11 protein-coding genes and 1 pseudogene are annotated in these 22,146 nt (G+C 52.9%); 5 read left to right on the top strand and 7 right to left on the bottom strand.

The features are described from left to right. The first annotated feature begins 221 nt into the window (after positions 1–221). Positions 222–560 carry a MarR family winged helix-turn-helix transcriptional regulator gene (locus H8790_RS11715; protein WP_187332695.1) on the top strand — a complete coding sequence of 113 codons (339 nt, stop codon included), beginning with the start codon at positions 222–224 and terminating at the stop codon, positions 558–560. Between the two features lie 22 nt (positions 561–582). On the opposite strand, the gene H8790_RS11710 is transcribed toward H8790_RS11715, so the two are convergent. The 5 genes from H8790_RS11710 to H8790_RS11690 form a co-directional block, all read right to left on the bottom strand. Then, positions 583–3,873 carry a PAS domain-containing hybrid sensor histidine kinase/response regulator gene (locus tag H8790_RS11710; RefSeq protein ID WP_187332694.1) on the bottom strand — a complete coding sequence of 1,097 codons (3,291 nt, stop codon included), beginning with the start codon at positions 3,871–3,873 and terminating at the stop codon, positions 583–585. A 73-nt stretch (positions 3,874–3,946) separates the two neighbouring features. Continuing rightward, entirely contained in the window at positions 3,947–6,736 is a 2,790-nt protein-coding gene (locus H8790_RS11705; protein ID WP_187332693.1) for an ATP-binding protein, read from the bottom strand. Positions 6,737–6,740: 4 nt separating this feature from the next. After that, positions 6,741–11,048, bottom strand: coding sequence for a hybrid sensor histidine kinase/response regulator (locus H8790_RS11700; protein WP_243208502.1), 4,308 nt, complete (start codon positions 11,046–11,048; stop codon positions 6,741–6,743). A 73-nt stretch (positions 11,049–11,121) separates the two neighbouring features. Continuing rightward, positions 11,122–11,493, bottom strand: a complete 372-nt coding sequence (locus tag H8790_RS11695) for an Hpt domain-containing protein (RefSeq protein ID WP_187332692.1) — start codon at positions 11,491–11,493, stop codon at positions 11,122–11,124. 52 nt (positions 11,494–11,545) lie between these two features. After that, the gene (locus H8790_RS11690; protein WP_187332691.1) at positions 11,546–14,134 is read right to left on the bottom strand and encodes an EAL domain-containing protein; all 2,589 of its coding nucleotides are present in this window, start codon (positions 14,132–14,134) and stop codon (positions 11,546–11,548) included. A 449-nt stretch (positions 14,135–14,583) separates the two neighbouring features. Between H8790_RS11690 and H8790_RS11685 the strand changes: the two genes are divergently transcribed. From H8790_RS11685 to H8790_RS11675, 3 genes are read left to right on the top strand one after another with little or no spacing between them, the layout of a single operon-like run. Beyond that, positions 14,584–15,981: a GntR family transcriptional regulator gene (locus H8790_RS11685; RefSeq protein ID WP_187332690.1), complete on the top strand. Its 1,398-nt coding sequence runs from the start codon at positions 14,584–14,586 to the stop codon at positions 15,979–15,981. Between the two features lie 28 nt (positions 15,982–16,009). Continuing rightward, the gene (locus tag H8790_RS11680) at positions 16,010–16,486 is read left to right on the top strand and encodes a permease (RefSeq protein ID WP_187332689.1); all 477 of its coding nucleotides are present in this window, start codon (positions 16,010–16,012) and stop codon (positions 16,484–16,486) included. Beyond that, complete coding sequence (locus H8790_RS11675) at positions 16,483–17,046, top strand: permease (RefSeq protein ID WP_243208501.1); 564 nt, start codon at positions 16,483–16,485, stop codon at positions 17,044–17,046. The genes H8790_RS11680 and H8790_RS11675 overlap by 4 nt, the downstream gene beginning before the upstream one ends. Before the next feature lie 175 nt (positions 17,047–17,221). Here H8790_RS11675 and H8790_RS11670 read toward each other — a convergent pair whose 3' ends face one another. Further along, entirely contained in the window at positions 17,222–19,216 is a 1,995-nt protein-coding gene (locus H8790_RS11670) for an extracellular solute-binding protein (protein ID WP_187332688.1), read from the bottom strand. Between the two features lie 16 nt (positions 19,217–19,232). Further along, the gene (locus H8790_RS11665; protein ID WP_187332687.1) at positions 19,233–21,029 is read right to left on the bottom strand and encodes an ATP-binding protein; all 1,797 of its coding nucleotides are present in this window, start codon (positions 21,027–21,029) and stop codon (positions 19,233–19,235) included. Between the two features lie 595 nt (positions 21,030–21,624). Between H8790_RS11665 and H8790_RS14005 the strand changes: the two are divergent. Then, positions 21,625–22,095 (top strand): annotated as a pseudogene (locus tag H8790_RS14005) (ATP-binding protein); the annotation flags it as partial. Positions 22,096–22,146 lie beyond the last annotated feature (51 nt).

Genomic DNA, 22,146 nt, shown 5'->3' with positions numbered 1-22,146 from the left:
CAGGATGGAGTTCCATCCTGCCCTGTGTTTATAGCGGTAAAATGTGATCTATAACCTCATTTAAAGAAAAACCGATGCCCACTTCTGTGGCTTCATTTTGCTTCTGCTGTTTCAGCCAGGGACACCGGAACAGATTTATTGAAAAGTAAATATTGCAAAACGGAGAAAGATGTACTGTCATATAGTTTGGTTGTAACTACATCTTTCTTGGAGGCAGTCGAATGGATAAGACAGAACGACAGACTACTAAAATAACCAGAGAAGCCGCGAAGCTAACGCTGCAGACTATGCGCGCGGAGGGGGGAACAGCAGAGTTTGACTTCATCCATCTGGTTCGTCATTATCCCGGCATCACCCAGGCAGAACTGCGGGAAGCTCTGAAGATCGATAAGGGCGCCGCTGCCCGGCGGGCCGCCCATCTGGAGGCCAAGGGTTATTTGGTGCGGCGTGAAAACCCCGCAGACGGCTGGAGCCAGCTGCTGTATGCCACCGAGAAGGCAGAGAAACTGAAAAACTCCAAGGCCGGCATTGAATCTGCATTCAAGCGCCTTATTTCTTGAAATGTTCCTATATGTTGCGGACTCAGGTTGCATCAGTCAGCTTATCCAGCTCCAGAAGAAGGGTTTGAATATCCAGCGGCTTTACAATATAGCCGTTCATCCCTGCCGCGCAGGCCAGTTTCTTATCCTCCTCAAAGGCGTTGGCGCTCATGGCAAGGATAGGAACGCTGTTAGCGTCCGGCCGGGGAAGTTCCCGGATGGCCTGTGTGGCAGCCAGTCCGTCCATGACCGGCATGCGGATATCCATCAGCACCGCCAGAAAATGATTCACCGGCGCCGCGGCGAAAAGGTCCACCGCCTGCTGACCATCCTCGGCGGTAACGACTTCCATGCCGTAGATTTCCAAAATTGACTTGGCGATCTCCATATTCAGCGCATTATCCTCGACCAGCAAAATTCTGTGTCCGACCAACGGATTCGCCTGCGCGGTCTGTTCAAGGGATTGACTGCCAAAGCGCAGCGCGGAGAAGGTATCGCAGATCGTGGAGAAAAACAGGGGTTTGGAAATAAAACTGTCGGCCCCGGCCGCCCTTGCCTCATCCTCAATGCTTCTCCAATCGTAAGCGGAGATGACGATAATTGTGGTTTCCGGCCCCACAATCGTCCTGATCTGGCGTGTGGTCTCAATGCCGTCCATATCCGGCATTTTCCAGTCGATCATGGCGATGTCATAGTGCCGGCCCCGGGCGGCCACGGCACGGACCTCCTCCACTGCCTTCCGGCCGGAATCCACCCATACGGTATGGGCGCCAATCTGATCCAAAATCGCGGCGCTTTGTTCTCCCACCAGTTTATCGTCATCTACCACCAGAACTTCGATGCCCTGCATCAAAGAGGCGTTCTTCCGCCGCCGTTCCACTTCCTGGTCGTCCTCCACACGGCCCAGCGGAATGGAAATGGTAAATGTGGAACCTCTGCCCTTGACGCTGCTGATCTCCACGGTGCCGCCCATGAGCTGGACCAGGTTATGCACAATAGAAAGGCCGAGACCGCTGCCCACCTTGTTGCGGGCAAAGCTGGAATCTTCCTGCTCAAAGGGCTGGAAAATCCGCTCTAAAAATTCCCTGGACATTCCAATTCCGGTGTCCGAAACAGTGAAGGTCAGGTAGGAATAGCCGTTGGTCCGGCTGCTTTCCTTCATATGAAGGGAGACCCTGCCGCTTCGGCGGGTAAACTTGAGCGCATTGGACAGCAGATTCATCAGAATCTGATTGAGCCGCAGGGCATCCCCCACATAGATCCGGTCCAGCGGTTCCTCATGGGTGATTTCAAAGAAAATTCCATGCTCGGCAAACTGGGGATACAAAATTGTGGTGAGCTCCTGTATCAGCTCAGAAAAATCAAAGGGCTTTCTCTCAATCGTCATTTTTCCTGTCTCAATTTTGCTCATATCCAGTACATCGTTGATAAGGCTCAAAAGGTAACGGGAGGAAGCGTCGATCTTTTGGAAGCAGTCCTGGGTCCGCTGATGGTCGTCAGCTTTGAGTTGGCCGATGGTGCTCATCCCGATGATGGCGTTCATGGGAGTTCGGATATCGTGGCTCATACGGGACAGAAAATCGCTTTTTGCATGGCTTGCCGCGTTGGCCGCCGCCAGCGCATCCCGAAGCAGCTGTTCCTGCCGGGCCTGTTCCGCGTGCTGATCATCCAGCACCTTGACCAGCATGATGCACAGCTCATCGCTGCCAAACGGATTTTCCACGGAGATCAAACAGAGGGATATCCAATGCTCTAAGCCATTTGCGTCTTTTGCCTGTATTTCGATATAGAGCTCCTTCTCACCACCGGCAAAGCGATTCAGCACGGTTTGCCGGTCAAATGTCGCGGTATAATTCTGCTGGAAAGAGGGAGCAAGATTCTCATTTGTTTCCCGGACCAGTTTGGAATAAATTCCGCCCGCCGGCAGTGTGCTTTCTCTGCCGTTTTCTACAATGCATTGATAGGTATCCTGGGTCAGATTCACGCTGACGATCAACGGATAGGTGGTCTGGATGGCCGTCTGGAGCAAGCGGTTCTCCAGAAGCTGTGCCTGCTCCCGTTCCTGCTGAAGCAGGTGGAGGTTGGTCACATCGGTGAATACCGCCTGGATAACGTCCTGCCCGTTGGCGTTTAAGAGCCGCTCCATCACCACGTTAATCCACACTTGGGTTCCGTCCTGCCGGACGCTTTCCCGGGTATAGGTAGCCGGGCTGCCGTTTAGGGCAAGGCCGTCCGCCACACTGCGGATATGCGCGCGCTCTTGCTCCAGGACAAGCTGGAACGGATCGAGCACCGCCGCGCGGTAAGCCGCCTCGCTCTCATATCCGTAAAATTCCCAGACCATTCGGTTCACGCTCACGATGGCATAAGGGGGCTCTGGTTCAAACTGCAGGATCCCGCAGGGGACCGTATTGTACAGCTGGGTCAGAAAGTGTGCCTGCTGCGCCGCCTCCTGGTTGGACTCCATGATCTGTTGTTCCCGAGCCTTTTTTTCCGAGATGTCAGAGATAAAGCAGTAGATCAGCGCCGTTCCCTGCGCGGAGACGACCCGTTTTCCGAAATCCGCCACCCACAGCGTCCCGCCATCTTTTTTCCGCACCCGGTATTCCGTGCTGTAGGCGTCTTTCTTCAACAGCGCGGCCTTTGTCTGCGCCAGCATCGCGCCGTAATCTTCCGGAACCACGAAACCACGGACGGTACCGCCGGAAGCCCGATACAGTTCGTTGGTATCGGCGTAATCCAGCAGCTCACATAAGCCATCACTGACCCACTCAATGGTAAAATCGTCGTCCGCCCGGCAGGTAAGCATCCCGCCGGGCAGCTGAGAGAGCATCAGCTCAATTTGCTGCTCCCGCTGGGAGAGGATGCCCTTCAGCCGCTCATAACCGTCGCGGGCTTCCTGGATGGGGAACAGCTCTCCCTCCCCAAAGTCTTCCCGCATGGACATGGAGTTGTGGATATACGCCGTTTCCAGCCCGTGGGGCGTTTCGCGGAAGACGAAGGTACAGCGCTGGTGATAACGCACATACATCTGCTGCCCCGGTTTGCTGGTGATCCAGCCGATCCCCTGGCACAGATAAGTGCCGCCGCCCATATCCAAGGTATCGTAGTGTTCTTCCGTCAGGTCGTAGGCGATCATCTCGCCGCCATTTCGGAAAGCGGCGGTCACGGCCTCGCGCCCGCGCGCCCGCATTTCTTTCCCGCCGCCCAGCCATAAAACATCGGGCGCCAGGGTAGAGATCAAGCATTCAACGTCGGAATTGCAGAAATAGCTGGTCAGTATCCTGCGGGCCAGGGCTTCCGCCTCATGACATATTTGCTCTTTAGAATTCACTTTTGCTTCCTCCTAAATGGGACGCAGACTCAGTGCGGAAGAATCCGGGCCTGTGCAGCCAGCCTCTCATGTTTTAGTTAATGTTTTTATGAACAGCGGCGTGAAGTTCGTTATAAAGCGTTTCAACATCCACCGGTTTTGAAATGAAGCTTGTCATCCCGGCCGCCATTGCCGCCTCCACATCTTCCTTAAAGGTGTTTGCGGTCATGGCGATGATGGGAATGGTTTTGGCGTCCGGCCGGTCCAGCGCCCGGATGGCCGCAGTGGCCTCCAATCCATTCATCTCCGGCATCTGGATATCCATTAAGATCGCCTGGAAAGCGCCCGGCCCCTTGTCTTGAAACAGCTCCACCGCGAGCCTGCCGTTTTCCACCCGCTGCACCATGGCTCCCTGGCACCGCAGCAACTCTACCGCAATTTCGGCGTTCAGATCGTTATCTTCCGCCAGCAGGATATTGGCGCCCGCAAACGTCCGTTCTCCGGCCGACATTTCAATCGTCGGCTCTTCCAGAGTCCCTTTCTCGAGCGTGATTGTAAAATAAAAGACGCTGCCTTTGCCCGGCTCGCTTTCCAGGAGCAGGTCGCCGCCCATCAAGCGCACAATACTCCGGCTGATGGCAAGTCCCAGCCCGGTTCCCTGGCTCTTGGAGGTACTGGTCCCGACCTGTTCAAAGCTGCGGAAGATGCGCTGCTGATTCTCAGCGGATACTCCCACGCCGGTGTCGATCACCTTGACGGTCAATGTCCGCTCTGTATCTGTGTCGGAATCCCCCTCAACGCAGAGGCGCACCGTGCCGCCTTCTGGGGTGAACTTGAACGCGTTGGACAGAAGGTTTAAGATCACCTGCCGCAGCCGGATATTGTCTCCCAGGTAGACCTCACCGCGCAGATCACTATCCACTTGGAAATGGATCTGCCGGCGCTCCGCGTCGGTGGTCAGCATACTCTCTATGTCGCACAACAGCGTATCCATGGAAAACGCGGTATGCTCCAATTCCATTTTCCCGCTCTCAATGCGGCTCATATCCAAAATGTCGTTGATCAGGCTCAGCAGATAGTGGGATGAGGATTTTATTTTATTCAGATTGTTCCGGGATTTCTCCGACAGCTCCGGATCCCGCTCGGTCAGATCCGCCAGGCCTACGATCGCGTTCATGGGCGTGCGGATCTCATGGCTCATGCGGGACAGGAATTCACTTTTTGCCCTGCTGTCCGCCTCCGCTTTTTCCAATCCCAACCGCATTTTAGCGGACCGCAGCCGGAAGTAAAAATAAAGGCTCACCAATAGTATGGTCAGCGCCAAAAACAGGATCACCACCGTGATCGCCAGTTGGGGATTGGAGGCAATGATGCTGGACAGCGTGATATGCGTGTCCCCAATGGAGACCATATTCAAGCTGCTGATGGCTTCTTTTTCGGATTCCGACAGATTGTTGACGGCCTTATTCAAGATAGAGAACAGCGGCGAGTCCACCGGCTTGGAGACCGCAAAACTGATCTCGGTGTTGTTATTGGGCAGGCTCACCTGAACCACGTTGGTGAAATTCTCCGTGCGGATGATGTTTTCTATGTGGGCGCCTAACCCATAGAAGAAATCAATCTTTCCCCGGTTGACGTCGCTTAATCCCTCTTCGACGCTGTCGTAATATATTATCTCGTCCGCGACAATAGACTCTGATTTGATTCGGCCGTTCATCACGCCGCATACCCGGCCCTCCGAGGGATAGGTGACATTTTTATTTCGGACCAAAATCGGAGAAAGACCGGCATAGGCTGTCGTTCTGGCCAACTCATGATCGGACGCGCGCGCTTCAGGACCCAGGAAAAAGCCCAGCATATCGGCTTTTCCCTCTTGTACCATAATGATCGAGTCCATATAGGAGTCGCAGAGAAGATAAGTGAATTGCAGGCCGGAATACTCGGTCACTTTTTTCAATACGTCCGGCACAAAGCCCTCATGATAATCGTCGATGTCCACGCAATACAGGGGGTGCCAATTATCCGGGACCGCAACGGTAACCGTGCCTTTCTCCGCGATGTACGATAGTTCCCCCTCTGTCAAAACCGCATACCCGGTCATGTTGTCCGCGAAATTCTTCTCTTGCTCTTTTTCCGAAAATTCCGGGTCCGCGGCATAGATCTGCTCCAGCGCCATATTGAGCTGGTCCAATATTACATTGTCACCCGGCTGGGTGACAATGTAATGGGCCTGGCCGCCGAAGGACTTCGCCGCGTATAGGGTGTCCGGCATGTCCGTACCATAGCCCAGCAGCAGGTCCACCTCTCCGCTCTCTAACCGGTTATATAGATTCCCATTTTCAAGGTCCTCACGGCTGTAATAGCGGAGCTCGCAGTCCAGAGCCTGAATGGTCAGCCAATCTTTGAGACGTTGGATGTTTTCGGTGGACCGGTCATACACGCCGATGGTTTTGCCGTTCAGCGTCCCCGTGTCATAGCTGCGGATGGAGGCGTCATCCTTCCTGGCCATCAGCTTTGCTTCTGTGTAACCGCAGTTATAGTCCGGGTAGCCAAACATGTCTTCCAGGCCTTCGTTGTAAAAGGTCCCGCCCATTAAATCAAATTTTCCATCCTGGAAGTCTCCCACCGCGTTGCTCGTAGGGACATATTCGTATTTCCAGCCGGTGTATTTGGAAATCTCGTTGAGATAATCCACCACCACACCGACGGGTGAACCATCCTCTGAAAGAGAGGTGTACCCCTCCGCATTGGGGAATGCTACCCGCAGAACAACTTCCTCTGGCGCCGCCGCGGCCGCGCAGGGAAAGAAAAGAGATACTGCCAGAAGTGTCGACAGAAATGCCGCGGCAAGGCGGTGGATCCCTCTATGTATTTGCTGTTTCATATAGTCACCTCTTGTGTTGGCGTTCCTTGAGCCTCAGATTTTGTAATATCGCGTTTTTTAAAGTCGTTTTCAGCACATTCAGATCGATGGGCTTGGCCACATGGGCGGTCATCCCTGCTTTTAACGCGGCCTGCACATCCTCGGCAAAGGCGTTGGCCGTCATGGCGATGATGGGGATCGTGCCGGCATCCTCCCGGGGCAGCGCCCGGATGGCTTTTGCCGCCTCATAGCCGGTCATCACCGGCATCTGAATGTCCATCAAAATCGCGTCATAGGTTCCCGCCGGGGACATGGTGAACTCCTGTACCGCCTGGGCGCCGTCGGTCTTCACCAGCGCGGTGCAGCCAAACATCTCCAGCAGGCTGGTGAGAATCTCCGCGTTGATCTCGTTATCCTCCGCGATCAAAAACCGCCGCCCGGCCAAGGCGCTGTCATCGCCGGGGCCGGGAAGTTCCCGCGCCTTTGACATGGACATCTCTTCCGGCTCATGGCAGAGCTCAAATTCCAGTTCGACCCGGAACAGGGAACCCGCGCCCTCCCGGCTTTCTGCGGAAATGCTTCCTCCCATCCGGTCCACCAGCCCCTTGGTAATGCTCAGACCAAGACCGGTTCCCTCAATACGCCCCACATTCTCGCCACGGGTGAAAGGTTCAAAAACATGGGATAACACTTGCTCGGACATGCCAACCCCTGTGTCCTGAATAGAGAAACGGTAACGAACGCAATCCGCTGCCGCCGCCGGGCATTCCTCTGCCAAAAAGTCCACGATGCCGCCCTCGGGGGTGAATTTGACCGCGTTGCCCAGTATGTTGATGAGGATCTGATTGAGCCGCAGGGGGTCGCCATAAAAATACGCATGGGCAATGGAATCGGCCCTGGTCCGGAACTGCAGTTTTTTTTCTTCCACCTGGGGGCGGATCATCGTGGAGACCTGCTCCGCCAGCTCCCGCAGGGAAACCCGTTCCCGCTTCAGCTCCACATCCGCCCGCTCGATCTTGCTCATCTCCAGAATATCGTTGATGAGGTTCAGCAGGTGCCGGGAGGAGACTGAGATCTTCCCCAGGCAGTCTTCCACATAGGACCGGTCGTCCATATGGGCGTTTGCGAGTGTCGTCATCCCCATGATGGCGTTCATGGGGGTGCGGATATCGTGGCTCATGGAGGAGAGGAATGCGGTCTTGGCCTGATTGGCCTGTTCCGCCAGCTCAAGGGCGTGTTCCAGCTCCTCCTTGGTTTTCCGTTCGGCCGTCAGCATTTCGGTCACATCCGCGCGTACAACGCAAACAGTCTGATGGTTCCGGTCGCCCCACAGGATATTGATTTTTTTGTATCGAAGCCCTCCCTCTTCATGATAGGGGCACACAAAATCATAGCCCAGGGGCTTCTTTTCCAGTTGGTCCAGTATGGTGCTCAATTTGAACTGACCGTGGAGCTTCTCCCGCTCCTGCTGCGTGTTTCCATAATGATTTATCGCTTCCGCGATTTGCGCGCCATAGTCCTCCATAATATACGGCGACAGATCCTCCAGTACCGTCTGGCGGGTATACATCACCATCCGGCCTGTTGCCACATTGACAAAGCTGGCCAGCTCAAACGTATAGGCCAGCATGTTCAGCAGACCCTGCTGCTCCCGTACCGACTCCGTCACATCCGTTCGGGCCAGACACGCCAGCCCCAGCCGCGGGTCGATGGAAAAAACGGTCATCCGCTTTACCCGGATGCTCCCATCCTCATCCGCCACGGAATAGTCGAAGGTGTAGGTCCCACTTTTGGCCAGCCGTTCGGCCATATAAGCGGCGTCCAGATATTTCTTGTAATTTTCCTGGTCTTTTGGAACGACCCAGTTCTCCAGCATATACTCCATCCAACCGGAGTGGGAGCCGCCGTCGGGGAGCGGCACACAGCAGGCGCTGGCGTCGCTGGTGAAGATCTTGTACCGGTCGCGGATCAGGTCAACGGTCACAATATGGTCGTACCCAGTGTTGGAGAGCCGGTGAAGGACCCGTTCGGAGACGGCCTGTTCCGTGATGTCCGTTACAGTCAAAATGCCGGTGATATCGCCGGTGTCGGGCTCCTTCACCAGATTGACCTGACACCGGGCATACCGCCCCGTTTCTTCGCCGGGGATCCGGATAAAACAGGAGCGGACCTGCTCGGTGTTCTCGCGGCGGTAGGCCGCCAGAAGCGGCTCGTTGAGATAGGTGTCCAGAAACTTCTGCCGCTCTTGGGGATCGACGATCAGGCCGGCCAGCGCAGTAAAGAACCCCTCCCGGTTTGGGCCGAATGACCTTGTGGCCTGAGAGACGGTATAGTCGTTGATCTCCAGGATCAAATCCCGGGTGACGTTGCAATGGCCCACGATCAGCGCGTTTGGGCCGGGCGTCCGGTAATGCTGCAGCAGCATTTCTTTATATTGCTCGCGTATCCGCCTTTGTTTCTCATGTTCTTCCGTGATATCCTGCAAAAACATATACAGCCGCCGGTTTCCATCCTTGCCGGTTATAATGGAGAGCGTGTTTTTGATCCAGAGATAGCTTCCTTTTCCATTCTTCAGCCGATAGGACAGCTCTCCGCGGGTACTCTGCTGGGAGAACAACGCATCAAGCTGTCCGATCAGGATTGGCCGGTCTTTCGGATGGACTGAAGCCATAGTGTCCTCTCCGTAAATTTCCCATGCCCTTTCCACCGTGACGCCGACCATGGCGGCAAAGCCCGCCGATATAAACTCTGCCGCGAGAGCTTCACCCGTTTTGCCCCGCACCACAACGACCCCGCCGGGCAGCGTTTCCACCAGCGTCTGAAAGTACTGCTCCAGACGCTCTTTTTCCCGCTGAATTTCAATCTCTTCCGTAGCGTCCCGCAGATATTGGATATAGGCGGGAATCCCGTTCCAAACGGTCTTCCGGTAATGCATGCTGTAAGTTCGGTTGTTCCGGTGCGAGACGGCCTGGATATTCTCACCGGGATTGCCTTTTAGAAAATTGCAGAAAGAGCAAGGGGTCGTGCGGCCCTGCAAGGCCTCGTAACACTTCTTCCCAATGCAGTTCTCTGCGTCTGGGAGCAGCTTCTTTGTCTCGTAGGAATAGAGCAGCTCATAGTTTTCCTGGCTGATAACATAGATGGAATCCGCCAATTCTTCGGCCAGTTCCTGGTACATGCGGGACTCCGAGGACAGGCCGGTAATAGAGGCGTAAAACCGCGTGGACGCCGTGAGAGGCCCGATTCTGCGGCCGTTGAAATGGACCCATACCAGGCTTCCGTTTTTATGCCGCGTCCGGTAGGAGATATCCAGGATGTTCCCAATGCGCAGGGCTTCCTCCGCCGCCCGGATCACCCGGTCGAGATCGCCCGGGTAGATGGCGTTGTAGGCATCCCCGGCGATCATTGCGTCAAATTCTGCCGGGGTGTGGCCCGAGAGGGCGGAAACCCCTTCCGAATAAAAGACGGGGATAAATTTGCCGTCCTCAACCCGGTAGCTGGCGACGCCGCCGGGGATGGAGTCCAGCAGATGGCTCATCTCTTGCTGGGTCTCTTTCAGCTCGGAGATATCATGGAAAACGCAGTGGATCAGCGGCGCCCCGTCCGCTTCGCCGATTTGTCTGGCCTGAATGCGCACCCACACGATATGGCCGTCACGATGCCGCTTGCGGAATTCAAATTTTGCAGTCGTATGGTTCCGGACGGCCTCCTGCAATTTCTCTATGACGGCGGGAGTATCCTCCGGATAGGTCATTTCCGCCGCGTCGCGCTTACACAGCTCGCGGTATTCCTCCGCCGTGTAGCCGGTCAGCTTGGGGATGCCGTCGGAAAAATAGACGGTTTCAAAGATATTCGTCATTTTATAGATGGCCACGCCGCCGGGGATCGCGTTGACAATATCCTGCATTTTCTCATTGGCGGCCGCCAATTCCGACTCTACATGTCTTTCTTCCGTGACGTCCGTGTAGGTGATATACAGAAGTGTTGAGCCGTCCGCCTGGATTTGGCGGGAACCCTCCAAATGGATCCAGCGGCGGCTTTGGAGCCGGTCGTTGAAGACCCGCAGGGTATAGACCATCTCTTCATCGCTTTCCAGCGCTTCCATGGTCCTTTCCAAAAGGGCGGACCGGTCCTCCTCAATGATATTGATAAAGAGCTGCCCGGCTTCGCTCTGGGCAATATGTTCCTCTCCATATCCCATCACCCGGTAAAAAGCCGGGTTGCGGAATATAGAGCAGAGTTGTCCGTTATTAAGCTGATAAATTGCCAGCCCACTGGGAAGCTGATTGAGTGCGGCCTGCAGTTCGGCGGAGAGGTGATTCGTCTGCATCATATCGATTTCCTTTCTATGCGGAAACGTCTAAAAGGCGCTTGTGAGTTGATGCTTCATGTGTGCGGCAGTACTTTTAGAGCGTATGAACGCGTTTTAACGCTTCCGCAAAGTCCTCCGCCTTTTGATATTCCGCTTGAACCGCCGTGTAGAGCTGCGCATAGTCGCCGCGCTCTTCCCTCGCGCGCAGCGGCTCCACAATGGCGTGGACCGCTTCAAATAATGGGGTCAGGCCCAGGTTTCCCGCGACGCCTTTCAGCGTGTGCGCGGCCTCAAAAGCGCTGTCCAGATCCCCGCTGTCGATGGCGGCGCCGAGTTTTTCCAGGCTTTTATCCTTTGGCAGCATCCCCAGCACGCGCAGATATAAAGCCATGTTCCCGGCGAAACGCCTCAGCGTGGCGTCATAATCCACGCCATACGCCGCAAAGATTTTCTTAAAATGATCCATAATCCGTTCCCTTTCTGTTAGCGGTTTCTGCGGCCCCGCAGGTTCGCCGGTTTTACAATATGACGCACTGGCCATCATGGGTTGTCTTAGCATGGTAGAGGGCTGTGTCCACCTGTTCGACGATATCCTCCAGGGAACACTCCGCGTTCCACATCACGATTCCGGCGGAGGCGGTGGCCGGCATTCTCTCAATGATAGGCGCTTCCCGGAACACATTGCAAATCTCCTGGCATTTCTTCAGCGCGATTTCCGGGGACTGCATTCGTTTCATCACCACCATGAACTCGTCGCCGCCCAAGCGGGCCACGATGTCCGTGTCGCGAATATTTTCCTGAATCACCTTGCTGAACGCAACGATCAGCCGGTCACCCTCGCCATGCCCATGAATATCATTTATTTTTTTGAGGTTATCCAGGTCAAAAAAGCACACGGCCATGGGGGCGTCCCCTTTGTGAAGCGCGCCCGCCGCAGCCTGCCAGCCGCGCCGGTTCAGCGCGCCGGTCATAGGATCCCGGAACGCTTCTTCCCGCAATGTTTCTTCCCGCATCCGGGAGGTGTTCAGCCGGATGGCATGGGCAACCCGCTTTGTGAGGCTTTCCGGCCAGTGGGGCTTGGCTGCGTAATCCAAGGCGCCCGCCTCCAGTGCTTTTCTCTCAAGATCCCTGTCTGCCGGTCCCGTAATAATGACAGGAATCTTCCACAGATCTCTGTTCTGCCGGATCAGCTCCAGCACCGCAAAGGCGCCGTCTTTGGAAAGGCTATAGCTGAGCAGCACAAGGGCGATCCGGTCGCCTTGCTCTGCGACAAGATTCATCGCCGCATTGACATTTGTTGCGGCGATGACGTGAAACAGAGCCGAAAAATTTGCCCGCACCTGCTCTATGTACTGCCCGTCCTCATCCGCGATGAAGAGTATCTGCTTGTGAGATTCGGATTGACCCTCATCATTGGAAGGTGGGGGGGTTCCCAGCATGCCGCGCAGCTTTTCCTTCTCCAGAAACTGCTCAAAGTCCTCCGGCGGCATGGGCCGGGCAAAATAATACCCCTGCACATAGTCGCAGTCCACTTCCATCAACCGGTTCAGCTGCTCCCGTGTTTCAACGCCCTCGGCCACCACGCTGAGATGCATCCGGCGGGCCAGGTCTATTACAAACTGCAATATCCCATGCTCAAGCGGCTTCGCCGTTTCACTTTGTATAAACTTCATATCCAGCTTCAAAACGTCGATTGGCATCTGGTTGATCATATTGAGGGAGGAATACCCGCTTCCGAAATCGTCCATCTCGATGATAAATCCAAGCTCCCGCAGCTGGCTGACCACCTCGATCAGCTGTTTCGAATTTTCTGTGTACGCGCTTTCCGTGATCTCCAGATGGAGCCGTTCCGGCGCCAGCTCATATTTTTCCATAATGCCGATCAAAAGGTCCGCAATATCCACGCTGTAGATATCCGCCCGGGACACATTGACGGACACAGGGAAGTGGGCGTATCCTCTTTTTTCCCAAGCCTTCAGTTTCCTGCATACCTCTTCCCAAACGAACTGATCCAGCTTGGTAATAAAGCCATTCTTCTCAAACAGAAGGATAAACTCCGCGGGGGACAGCATTCCCCACTGGGGGTGCGTCCAGCGCACCAACGCCTCTGCGCCGGCCAGATGATCGTCCCGGATTCGGTACTTGGGCTGAAAATAAACTTGGAACTGTCCGTCCCTGAGCGCGGATTCCATACTGTCAATGATGGCCTGTTGACGCAGCAATTTATCCCGGAGGCTGTTGTTATAGAACGCAAAATAACAGCCGTATTTCCCTTTGATGCTCTGCACCGCCAGCATCGCCCGGTCGCACATCTGCTCCACGGGCAGGTCCCGTTCCTCAATGGCATAGATACCCCATTTGATATCGACGCTTTTGTTGTTGGACAGGATACTAATCTTTTTGCTGAGTTCGAGGAAGACCTCATCGCTGTAAGTTCTTTCGCGCTCTACCAAGCAGACAAAACGGTCTGAATTCAGCCGCCCGCATATGCCGTCCGTTCCGGTATACGCGCGGCAGCAATCGGCAATTTCCCGCAGTAGATCGTCCCCAGCCCTGTTGCCCAGCACATCGTTGATGAGCTTGAAATTTTCAACATCGGAACAGATGATATCAAAGTCCCGTTCCGGATGCCGCATCAGCAGTTCTTTGGTGCGCTGGCAGAAGAACGTCTTGCTGTAAAGGCCTGTCAAGTGGTCATGCTGAAACTGATTGATCATGGCTGCGGTTTCCCGAAAGCGAATGGTGCTGGAAATGCGGTTCAAAAGGATTTCAGCTTTGTAGGGCTTTGTGACAAAATCCTCGGCGCCGTGAGTCAGCGCGGCCACCTCATCGGCGTCGCTGTCGTTTTGGGTGGTTACAATGACAGGAATTGCAGATAGATCCGAATCCTTTTTGACGATGGAAAGAAAGGTGTATCCATCCATGACGGGCATGGTGATATCCAGCAGAACTAGAGAGATATCATCCTTCTTTTCTTTTAGGATATCCAACGCTACCTGTCCGTTTTCTGCTTCCAGGATTTGATATTGAGAGGCTAACAGCCCGCAAAGGGTCGCCCGGTTGATTTCGTTATCCTCCACAACCAATATACATTTTCGCTCGAGCATACGAAAATCTCCTCTTTTCTCTCACGATTCCGGCATAGAAAGAAGGGAGATGAACCGCCCTTTCTTTCGTAAAGTTTGTTGATTACAAAAGCTGACTATTCTGTTCATATTGGACGCAGATTGTGCCGATAATCTTATGGTAGAATTTGCAAAAATACAATTAATAAGGTTTAAAGTGTCACAGACGTCAGTTTTATGACTTTTTCACAGTGCGGGAGAACATCCGTGAACTCCTTATCATTTTCTCCGGCCCAGGCCCATGCTGCGTGAAAATTACAGTGCCGTCCTTGTCCATGTATGTATATATGATTTTATTGTACCAACTTCAATTGCATAAATCAACAGAATATTACTTTCTTCTCGCAATCCGGCTAAAAAAGTGTATAATGAATATTAATCCAACACGAGGTGCCCGGTGCGATTTTCTAAAAACCAGAGGAGAGACGATTTTGGAACGTGGAAAGTACAACTTGATTTACGAGTATTATAAATGTCACATTCTGTTCGGACATCTGCGCAAGGGCGAATTTCTGCCCACCATAGAACAGATCGGCGGCACATTCCAGGTAGCGCCTCAAACTGTACGGAACGCTTTGAGAAAATTGCAGCAGGACCATTTGATCGATGTTTCTCCCGGCCGCCATACCCTGGTGGTGCATGAGACCACTCCGGAAGAGACGCTCCAGGTCACGCGGCAATATTATCTGGCCCGCAAAGAGGCCATCGGCACCGTTTATCAAGTGACCGATCTGCTTTTAACGCCTGTGTTCCGCGCGGGGGCTCAAAAACTCACTGACTATGAGCTGCACGAGATTTTGCGGGTATGCAGGCAAAAAAACGCGGGCATCGTGTCCATCTCTATGTTCTGCTGCAACAGGATGCTAAACGCCGTCCAAAATCAGCTGATAAGATCTCTTTTTGCAGATATGGTTTCCTTTTTTCAGTTCCCCTATATTACATCCTTTGATGAGGAGACCAGTGAAGAATATCAGGAATGCCACAGGAATCTGATAGCAAGCTGCGAAGCTCTTGACCGCGGCGGCGTATTCCGGGCGTTCATGGGGTTACAGTCGATAACTCAACAGGTTTTACAGGGGTTTATTGACGACACTTCCCAAACCGCGGCAGTGCCGGATCAAATCTCCTTTCACTGGCAGACCTATCGGGACAGGCCGCAGCACTGCCATACCCTGGCCGCGAGAATCATTTACGGTCTTATAAAAGGAAAATACGCAGAGGGGGAGATGCTTCCGTCCTATGAAAATATGGCTCTGGAGTTCGCCGTTTCTGTAAACACCGCCCGGCGCACGGTGGGACTGTTGCGGGATATGGGCTTGATCCACTCTATAAACGGCGTGGGAAATCAAGTACAGTTCTCCGCCCCAAACTGGGAAAAACTGCGGCGGCCGTCCATACAAAAAAATGTCCTGATGGCAAAGGAGAGCATTGAGCTCCTTTTGCTCACTGCCGAGGAAATCATCAGCAGGGATCTGCTGAGACTCGATGAGACGCGAACCCGCGATCTGAAAAACCTCCTGGCAGACAGCAAGGGCCTTTGCGGGCTGGAAGCCATTGTTTTGGTAACGGAATATATCCTGGTCCTTCATCCGGTTACGGCTTTCTTTGAGACCTACGGCAAATTGCTGGAGTTTTTGCTTTTCACCTATCCGTTCCTGTCGGAGCAGCAGAGTACAATGGGCGCCGGGCCATCCGCACCGATTGAGAAGCTGACTCGAGCGATTGATGCGGAAGATTCAGATCTATTTGCCCAGGGGTATATGGAATTGCTGCGCGAGGTGGGCGCGAAGATTGAACATACCGCAAATTTTCTCCAAAAACGGAGTTGAGCAATATGTTTAGGGATGTGAGACACCGGTGTTTACAAAGATTTTATATGGAATCGCGTTATTATGGTTCTTCATTTCCTTTATCAAGGATAAAGAGAAAACGAAACTTGCATTAAAAAAAGCGTGGCGGTCTTTTGAAAATATTCTTCCGTCTGTACTGGCAGTTTTGCTTTTAATCGGATTTATCCTGACTTTATTAGATGTGCAGACAATCTCTACGCTTCTCGGAACTGACTCTGGTATTATGGGAATGATCATCGCCGCTGTTGTGGGCTGTATCACTCTAATTCCGGGTTTTGTGGCTTTACCGCTTGCCGCTTCGCTTCTTGCCGCCGGAGCCGGATATGCACAAATCGCCATTTTTATTTCAACACTGATGATGGTTGGAATCGCTACATTACCGTTAGAGATTCGATATTTTGGAAAGCGTGCCGCAATAAAAAGGAATGTTTTATCCTTACTCTTTGCAAGTATTACATCGTGTGTGATAGGAGTGATTATGTGATCGCTCAAATAAAGAATTTTATTAAGCGGTATAAGTTCTTTTTGCTTTTAGTGCTGATAAATGTTTTACTGCTGATGCTCCAACCAAGACTCGGGCAAAAAGTTGCCAAGCTTTCGCTGGATTGTTTTATGGAAATGTTATCTGTAATCCCCCCGATCTTTTTACTTTTGGGGCTGATGGATGTGTGGGTGCCGAAAGAAACTATTATGAAATACATGGGCAAAGACGCTGGAATAAAAGGCAGCGTTTTTGCTTTTGTTTTAGGCTCTTTTTCATCCGGCCCTTTATATGCTTCATTCCCGATTGCCGCGGTATTTTTGAAAAAGGGTATATCACTGGGAAATGTTTTCATTTTTGTGGGCGCATGGTCAACGACGAAAATCCCGATGATGTTATTCGAGATTACGCAGTTGGGAAGCATATTTGCGCTCAGCCGTTTTGGATTAAATTTAATTGCAATCATCCTTTTGGCGTTTGCGTTTATAATGGAGCGGACAACTTCAAAAGAGGATGCGGAAACAATATATGAAACAGCGTCTAAGCAAGCAGGCGGGAATTAAAGCGAAGGACAAGACGATGTGAGAAAAAACAAATAAATAGATGCAAAGGCGAAAAAGAAGATATGACGCTTTTCGTATATAACTATCAGATAAAAGGAAAATAGCATCACCGCAGCACACATGGTTCAAGAGAAAACCAAAAAGCTCCAGGGATTGTCCCTGGAGCTTTTCGGTTTTATTCTTCGACAACATCCCAATTCAGCACCAGACGCCCATCGGTAAAGGGTTTGATCTCACCGTCCGCCCGCATCACCGGGCCCAACAGCTCCACAAAGGTCTCCTGGTAGATCTTCTCCGGTTCCAGGCCGGGGATGATCGGATCTGTAATCTCGGTGCCGGAGCTGCCCGGCGTGGTAAAGGAGCCGTTGCAGTAGCTGACGGAATAGGTTTTATTCAAATCAAACTCGCTGCCGTCATCGTTTGTCACCTTGACCAGATGTTCCCCGGAGGCGGCCCACGGGGCGTATTCCACCTTCAACCCAGAGGTAACAAAACAGGTAAAGGAGCGCTGCTGCGCGGGATCGTCCTCAAAGGAGTACCGCAAAATCTCCATGATCTGCGCCCCAGTCATGGTGGTCACCGCAAATTTATTGTAGTCCGGGTCCTCGGCATCAAAGGTGTTCAAGCCGATGTTGATCAAATCGATTTCGGTCACATCGCCCTGGTAGATCCTCGCGAGCGTGCCGCAATCGGCTTTCCCAACCAGAATGATGCTCAGGTCGGTATCCGTTGCGCGGCGCAGGGCATCCGCGATGTAGAGCCCGGTTTCCAGACGGGAAAAGTCCTCCGCGGCGGCGGTGTACAGCGCCGCCGGCTTCTCTTCCGGTGTGGTTTGGAGCAGCTCCAGCACCTTGGCGTCGCAGTCACGCATCACTTCTTCCGGCGTCTGGGTGCCCTTGGCGATATTCCAAAAGCCCTGTTGGAACGTTTCGTAAAACGCTTTGGAATCGGAGGCGCGGGTGTAATACGTCTTGGGCACCAGGTGCCCTTTCGCAATGGTCGCCTCTATATTTCGGGTAAAGTCAGTACTGACCATGGGGACGTCTTTTACGCTGCTGATGGTCATGCCCATCCCATCGATCATGGCCAGCTGGCCCTCCGGAGTGCTGAGCCACGCCATGATTTCCATGACCTTATCATACTTTTCCTCGCTGCCCTCGGCTTCCAGCGCCTTGTTCACCGCAATGTTGTAGGTGCTCTCCACGCCCAGATAATCCGAGTCTGGGTCGTTGCCGCCCCAGAAAGGCATCATGGCGTACTGGTGGTCGGAGTTCAGCTTCTGGGCGTAAATGGGCGCCATCTGGGTCTCGCTGGTCATGGCGGTGGTGTGCTCGGAGTACAGGGCCTTGCTGCGGTTCCCCGGCTCACGGGTAAAGGTGCCCTCGGTGATGGCGCCGGCGTCCAACAGCTTTTGGAACAGCTCAAACATGGGCTCCATATGACCGATCATGCTTTCCTCACCCGCCGCGTACTTCTGCAGCCACTGATAATTGGCGTCGCCGGCCAGCACCTCTCCATAGGCCCATGTATTCAAAACGACGGACAGCCCGCTGGCCCACTTAAAGGTAAAGTCCGCCGGAAGCAGGTCGGTTTCCTCCTGGATCGTTTTACAGAGAGCCAGATATTCATCCAGGCTGGCCGGAACTTGCCAGCCGTGCTCCTCAAACAGTGTTTGGTCATATACGAGCCCCTGGATCTTGCTTGGGCCGGGGAGGAAATATAAGCGGCCATTATACGCGCAGCTGTTGAGAACTGAGGTATAGTAATTGCTGACAAAGCCTTTTGAGGACAAATCCGCAAAGTTGTCCGCCAGGCGCTCGCCGTCTGCCGTGGAGATCCCCCAGGAGAAAACCATATCCTCAAAATCCTGATGCTCCAGACAGGCGCCTATTTCATCGCCGCCGTTAGGGCTGGCATGAAGGCGGATCACTATATCCACATCGGGAAACTTGGTTTCAATGACCTCTTCCAAGTTTTCCGGCATCCCATTGTACTCGGCGCGGATGGTGATCAGCATTTTGCCGTCCTCCACAGGCTGATAAGCGATGATCTCGTTTTCCGCCGCGCCCACGGGCAGATCTTGCTTTGCGTCCCGCGCCCCGCAGCCGCTCAATGCACCCACACTCAACGCGGCTGCCAGCAGCAGCGAAATTGATTTTTTGTGTTTCATTCAACAGTTCCCCCGTTTATTTTATATACTTTACAAGGGCCGCGTACAGCTGATCCAGCTCCAGCGGCTTTTTTAAGTGGTCGTTCATCCCGGCTTCCCGGGATGCTGCTGCGTCGTCTTCAAAAGCGTTGGCGGAAAGCGCGCAGATCGGGATGGTGGCCGCGTCCGGGTGGCCGGATGCCCGAATGGTTTTCGCGGCGGTCAGGCCGTCCATTTCCGGCATGTGGATATCCATGAGAATGAGCGAATACCAGCCCGGTTCGGCCGACAGGAAACGCTCCACCGCTTCCTTGCCCGTCTTGGCCCAGTCCACCTCCAGCCCCTTCATCCGCAGGACTTCGATGGTGATCTCCGCGTTGAGTTCGTTGTCCTCGGCAACCAAAACCCGTTTTCCCGCCAGGGTGTCCACCTTGCCTGGCGTATCCTCATCAATTTCCCGTGTCTGGATGTCTGTACGCTCCAAAGGCAGACAGACCACAAATTTTGTTCCGACTCCTTTTTCGCTATGTACTGAGATGGTTCCCCCCATCAGATCCAGGAGGCTTTTTACAATGGAAAGGCCCAGGCCGCTGCCGCCATAGGTTTCCGCGGTCTCGTTGCTTTCCTGCAGGAACGGCGTAAAGATATTCTTCAGATATTCCGGCGACATGCCCACGCCTGTATCTGCGATCACAACTGTGATCCGGTCATATCGGTCGTCTGCCCTCTCAGTGGATACCTCCAGGCTGACGCCCCCTTGCCGCGTAAACTTGAAAGCGTTGGAAAGCAGGTTCATCAAAACCTGGTTGATCCGGAGCGCGTCGCCCAGATACCCATATTTGCTGCTGATATGGAAAACTGTCTTGAACTCCAGATTTTTCTCCGCGGCGGTGATCTCAAGCATATTCTTAATATTTTGGAGCAAGTCCTCCATGGAGAAGGCTTTGCTTGCAATCTCCATTTTCCCGCTTTCGATTTTGCTCATATCCAAAATATCGTTGATGAGGTTGAGCAGGTACTTGGAGGTGTTCTCCATTTTTTTCAGATTCTCCAGAGCGCCCTTGTCGTCTGTGCCGATCTTGGGAACCGTGAGGTAATTCATGCCGATAATGCCGTTCAGCGGGGTCCTGATGTCATGAGACATTTTGGCGAGGAAATCGTTTTTCGCCTCCATCGCTTTTTGGGCGAGGCGGAACTCGTACAGTTCTTTCTGGCGCTGTTTTTCTTTTCTTGTGCTCATGAGAATCACATAAAACACCAGCAGGAACAAGGAAAAGAACACGCCCAAAGCTGAAAGCAGGGTGGCGGTCAAGCCTTGATAGGTCCCGGCTGCCGTCAGCGCCAACGGGAGCATGATAAATGTAAAGCTGCCCTCCTCCAGACGATGATATTGCAGCAGCCACTGGATACCGGACAGCTCACAGACAAGGGCGTTGTCTGTGCCGTTTTCCAGGTCTGACTGAAGCTGATCGTAAATGGAGGCTTCGATCCCTTGCTCCTGCAGGGATGTCAAAATATTAAAACCGATCTCACCTTGATCCACAGCTTCCGGAGACACCGTGATCACACCATCCGGTTTGATCAGGAAAGAATAACCCAGCCCGTCAAATATTGAGATGGTCATATTTTTAGAATAGGATTCTTTATCCCAGGCCAGGATCACCGCCTGAATCTCTTGACCGTCCATCATACAGGGCCGCTCCAGCAGCGAGGAAAAAAGCCAGTATTCATTCTCCACGCCGATCCGCTCAAAAGCGGGGTAATTGTCCTGCCGCAGAATCCGGCTGACATAATCCCGATTTTCGATTGTAACCGCTGTCCCATCAAAGGTCAAAACAAGACCATCGGACGTTGCAAAAAATATTTCTCCGCTGCTGTCTTGGGAATAGCTTTGCAAAAGCATACAGCAGGCTTCAAACGTATCGGGTTGAGAAGCGGAAAGGACGTCTGCGAGTAAGGTCGAGAGCCGCATATTGACGGAGCGTGTCGTGGAGATGTTTGAATCAAGCTGCCCGCTGATTTCACTGACATAGGCTCTTCGCTCCTGTTGAATATTTCGGCTTAGCTGCTGGTAAGAATACAAAAAAACAGCGACAGACGCCAGAATCAGGAAAATGATCCCGGCTAAAATACACATCGAACGCAATTTCATTCGCCTGGCCTTTGTCGAAATTTTCATACTTCTTCTCCATCCCCTTACCAGGCTTAAGTCAATTTTGCTAACCTTGTCCATGTATAGATAAATTTATACTATCATTTTTTGTCACATAATGCAATAAGGAACCCGTAGTATGCGTCTAAAGTGCAATGCAAGCGGTTTCTCTTGATAAGCAAAGCAAAAGGACGTAGCTCCCAAGGCAGAGCTTGCCGACTATGTACGACTTGGCGGATTTCCCGCGACGCATCTTCAACAATTTTCTCAAGAAGAAATCTACACGATTGTCCGAGATATCTACAATTCAACTCTCTTTTCAGGTATTGTAAAGCGCAATCAAGTAAGAAAGATAGATCAGCTGGAGCGTGTAGTGAAATACACCTTTAATAATGTAGGCAATACTTTCTCGGCAAAATCCATCTCTGATTATATGAAAGCAGAGAAACGTGCGATTGACAACGAGACGGTTTACAATTATCTTGAGAATCTGGAAAAAGCGTATCTGCTTCATCGGTGTTCCCGAAACGACTTGCAGGGAAAGGAAATCCTCAAAACACAGGAAAAGTTTTATCTTGCGGATACGGCGCTTCGCTACAGTGTTCTCGGCTACAATTCCGACAGCGTAGCATCAAGACTTGAAAATGTAGTATATCTCGAGCTGTGCCGCAGAGGATATACCACGCAGATCGGAAAGACGGCAGACGGTGAGATCGATTTTGTGGCGTCCAGGCAGAATGAAAAGCTCTATGTTCAGGTCACGCAGGAAATCAAATCCGAAAAGGCTGAAAAGCGGGAG

Source organism: Oscillibacter hominis (assembly GCF_014334055.1).
Classification (GTDB): domain Bacteria; phylum Bacillota; class Clostridia; order Oscillospirales; family Oscillospiraceae; genus Oscillibacter; species Oscillibacter hominis.
The sequence above is the reverse complement of the archived record's forward strand: the minus strand, read 5'-3'. Positions and strand labels throughout refer to the sequence as shown.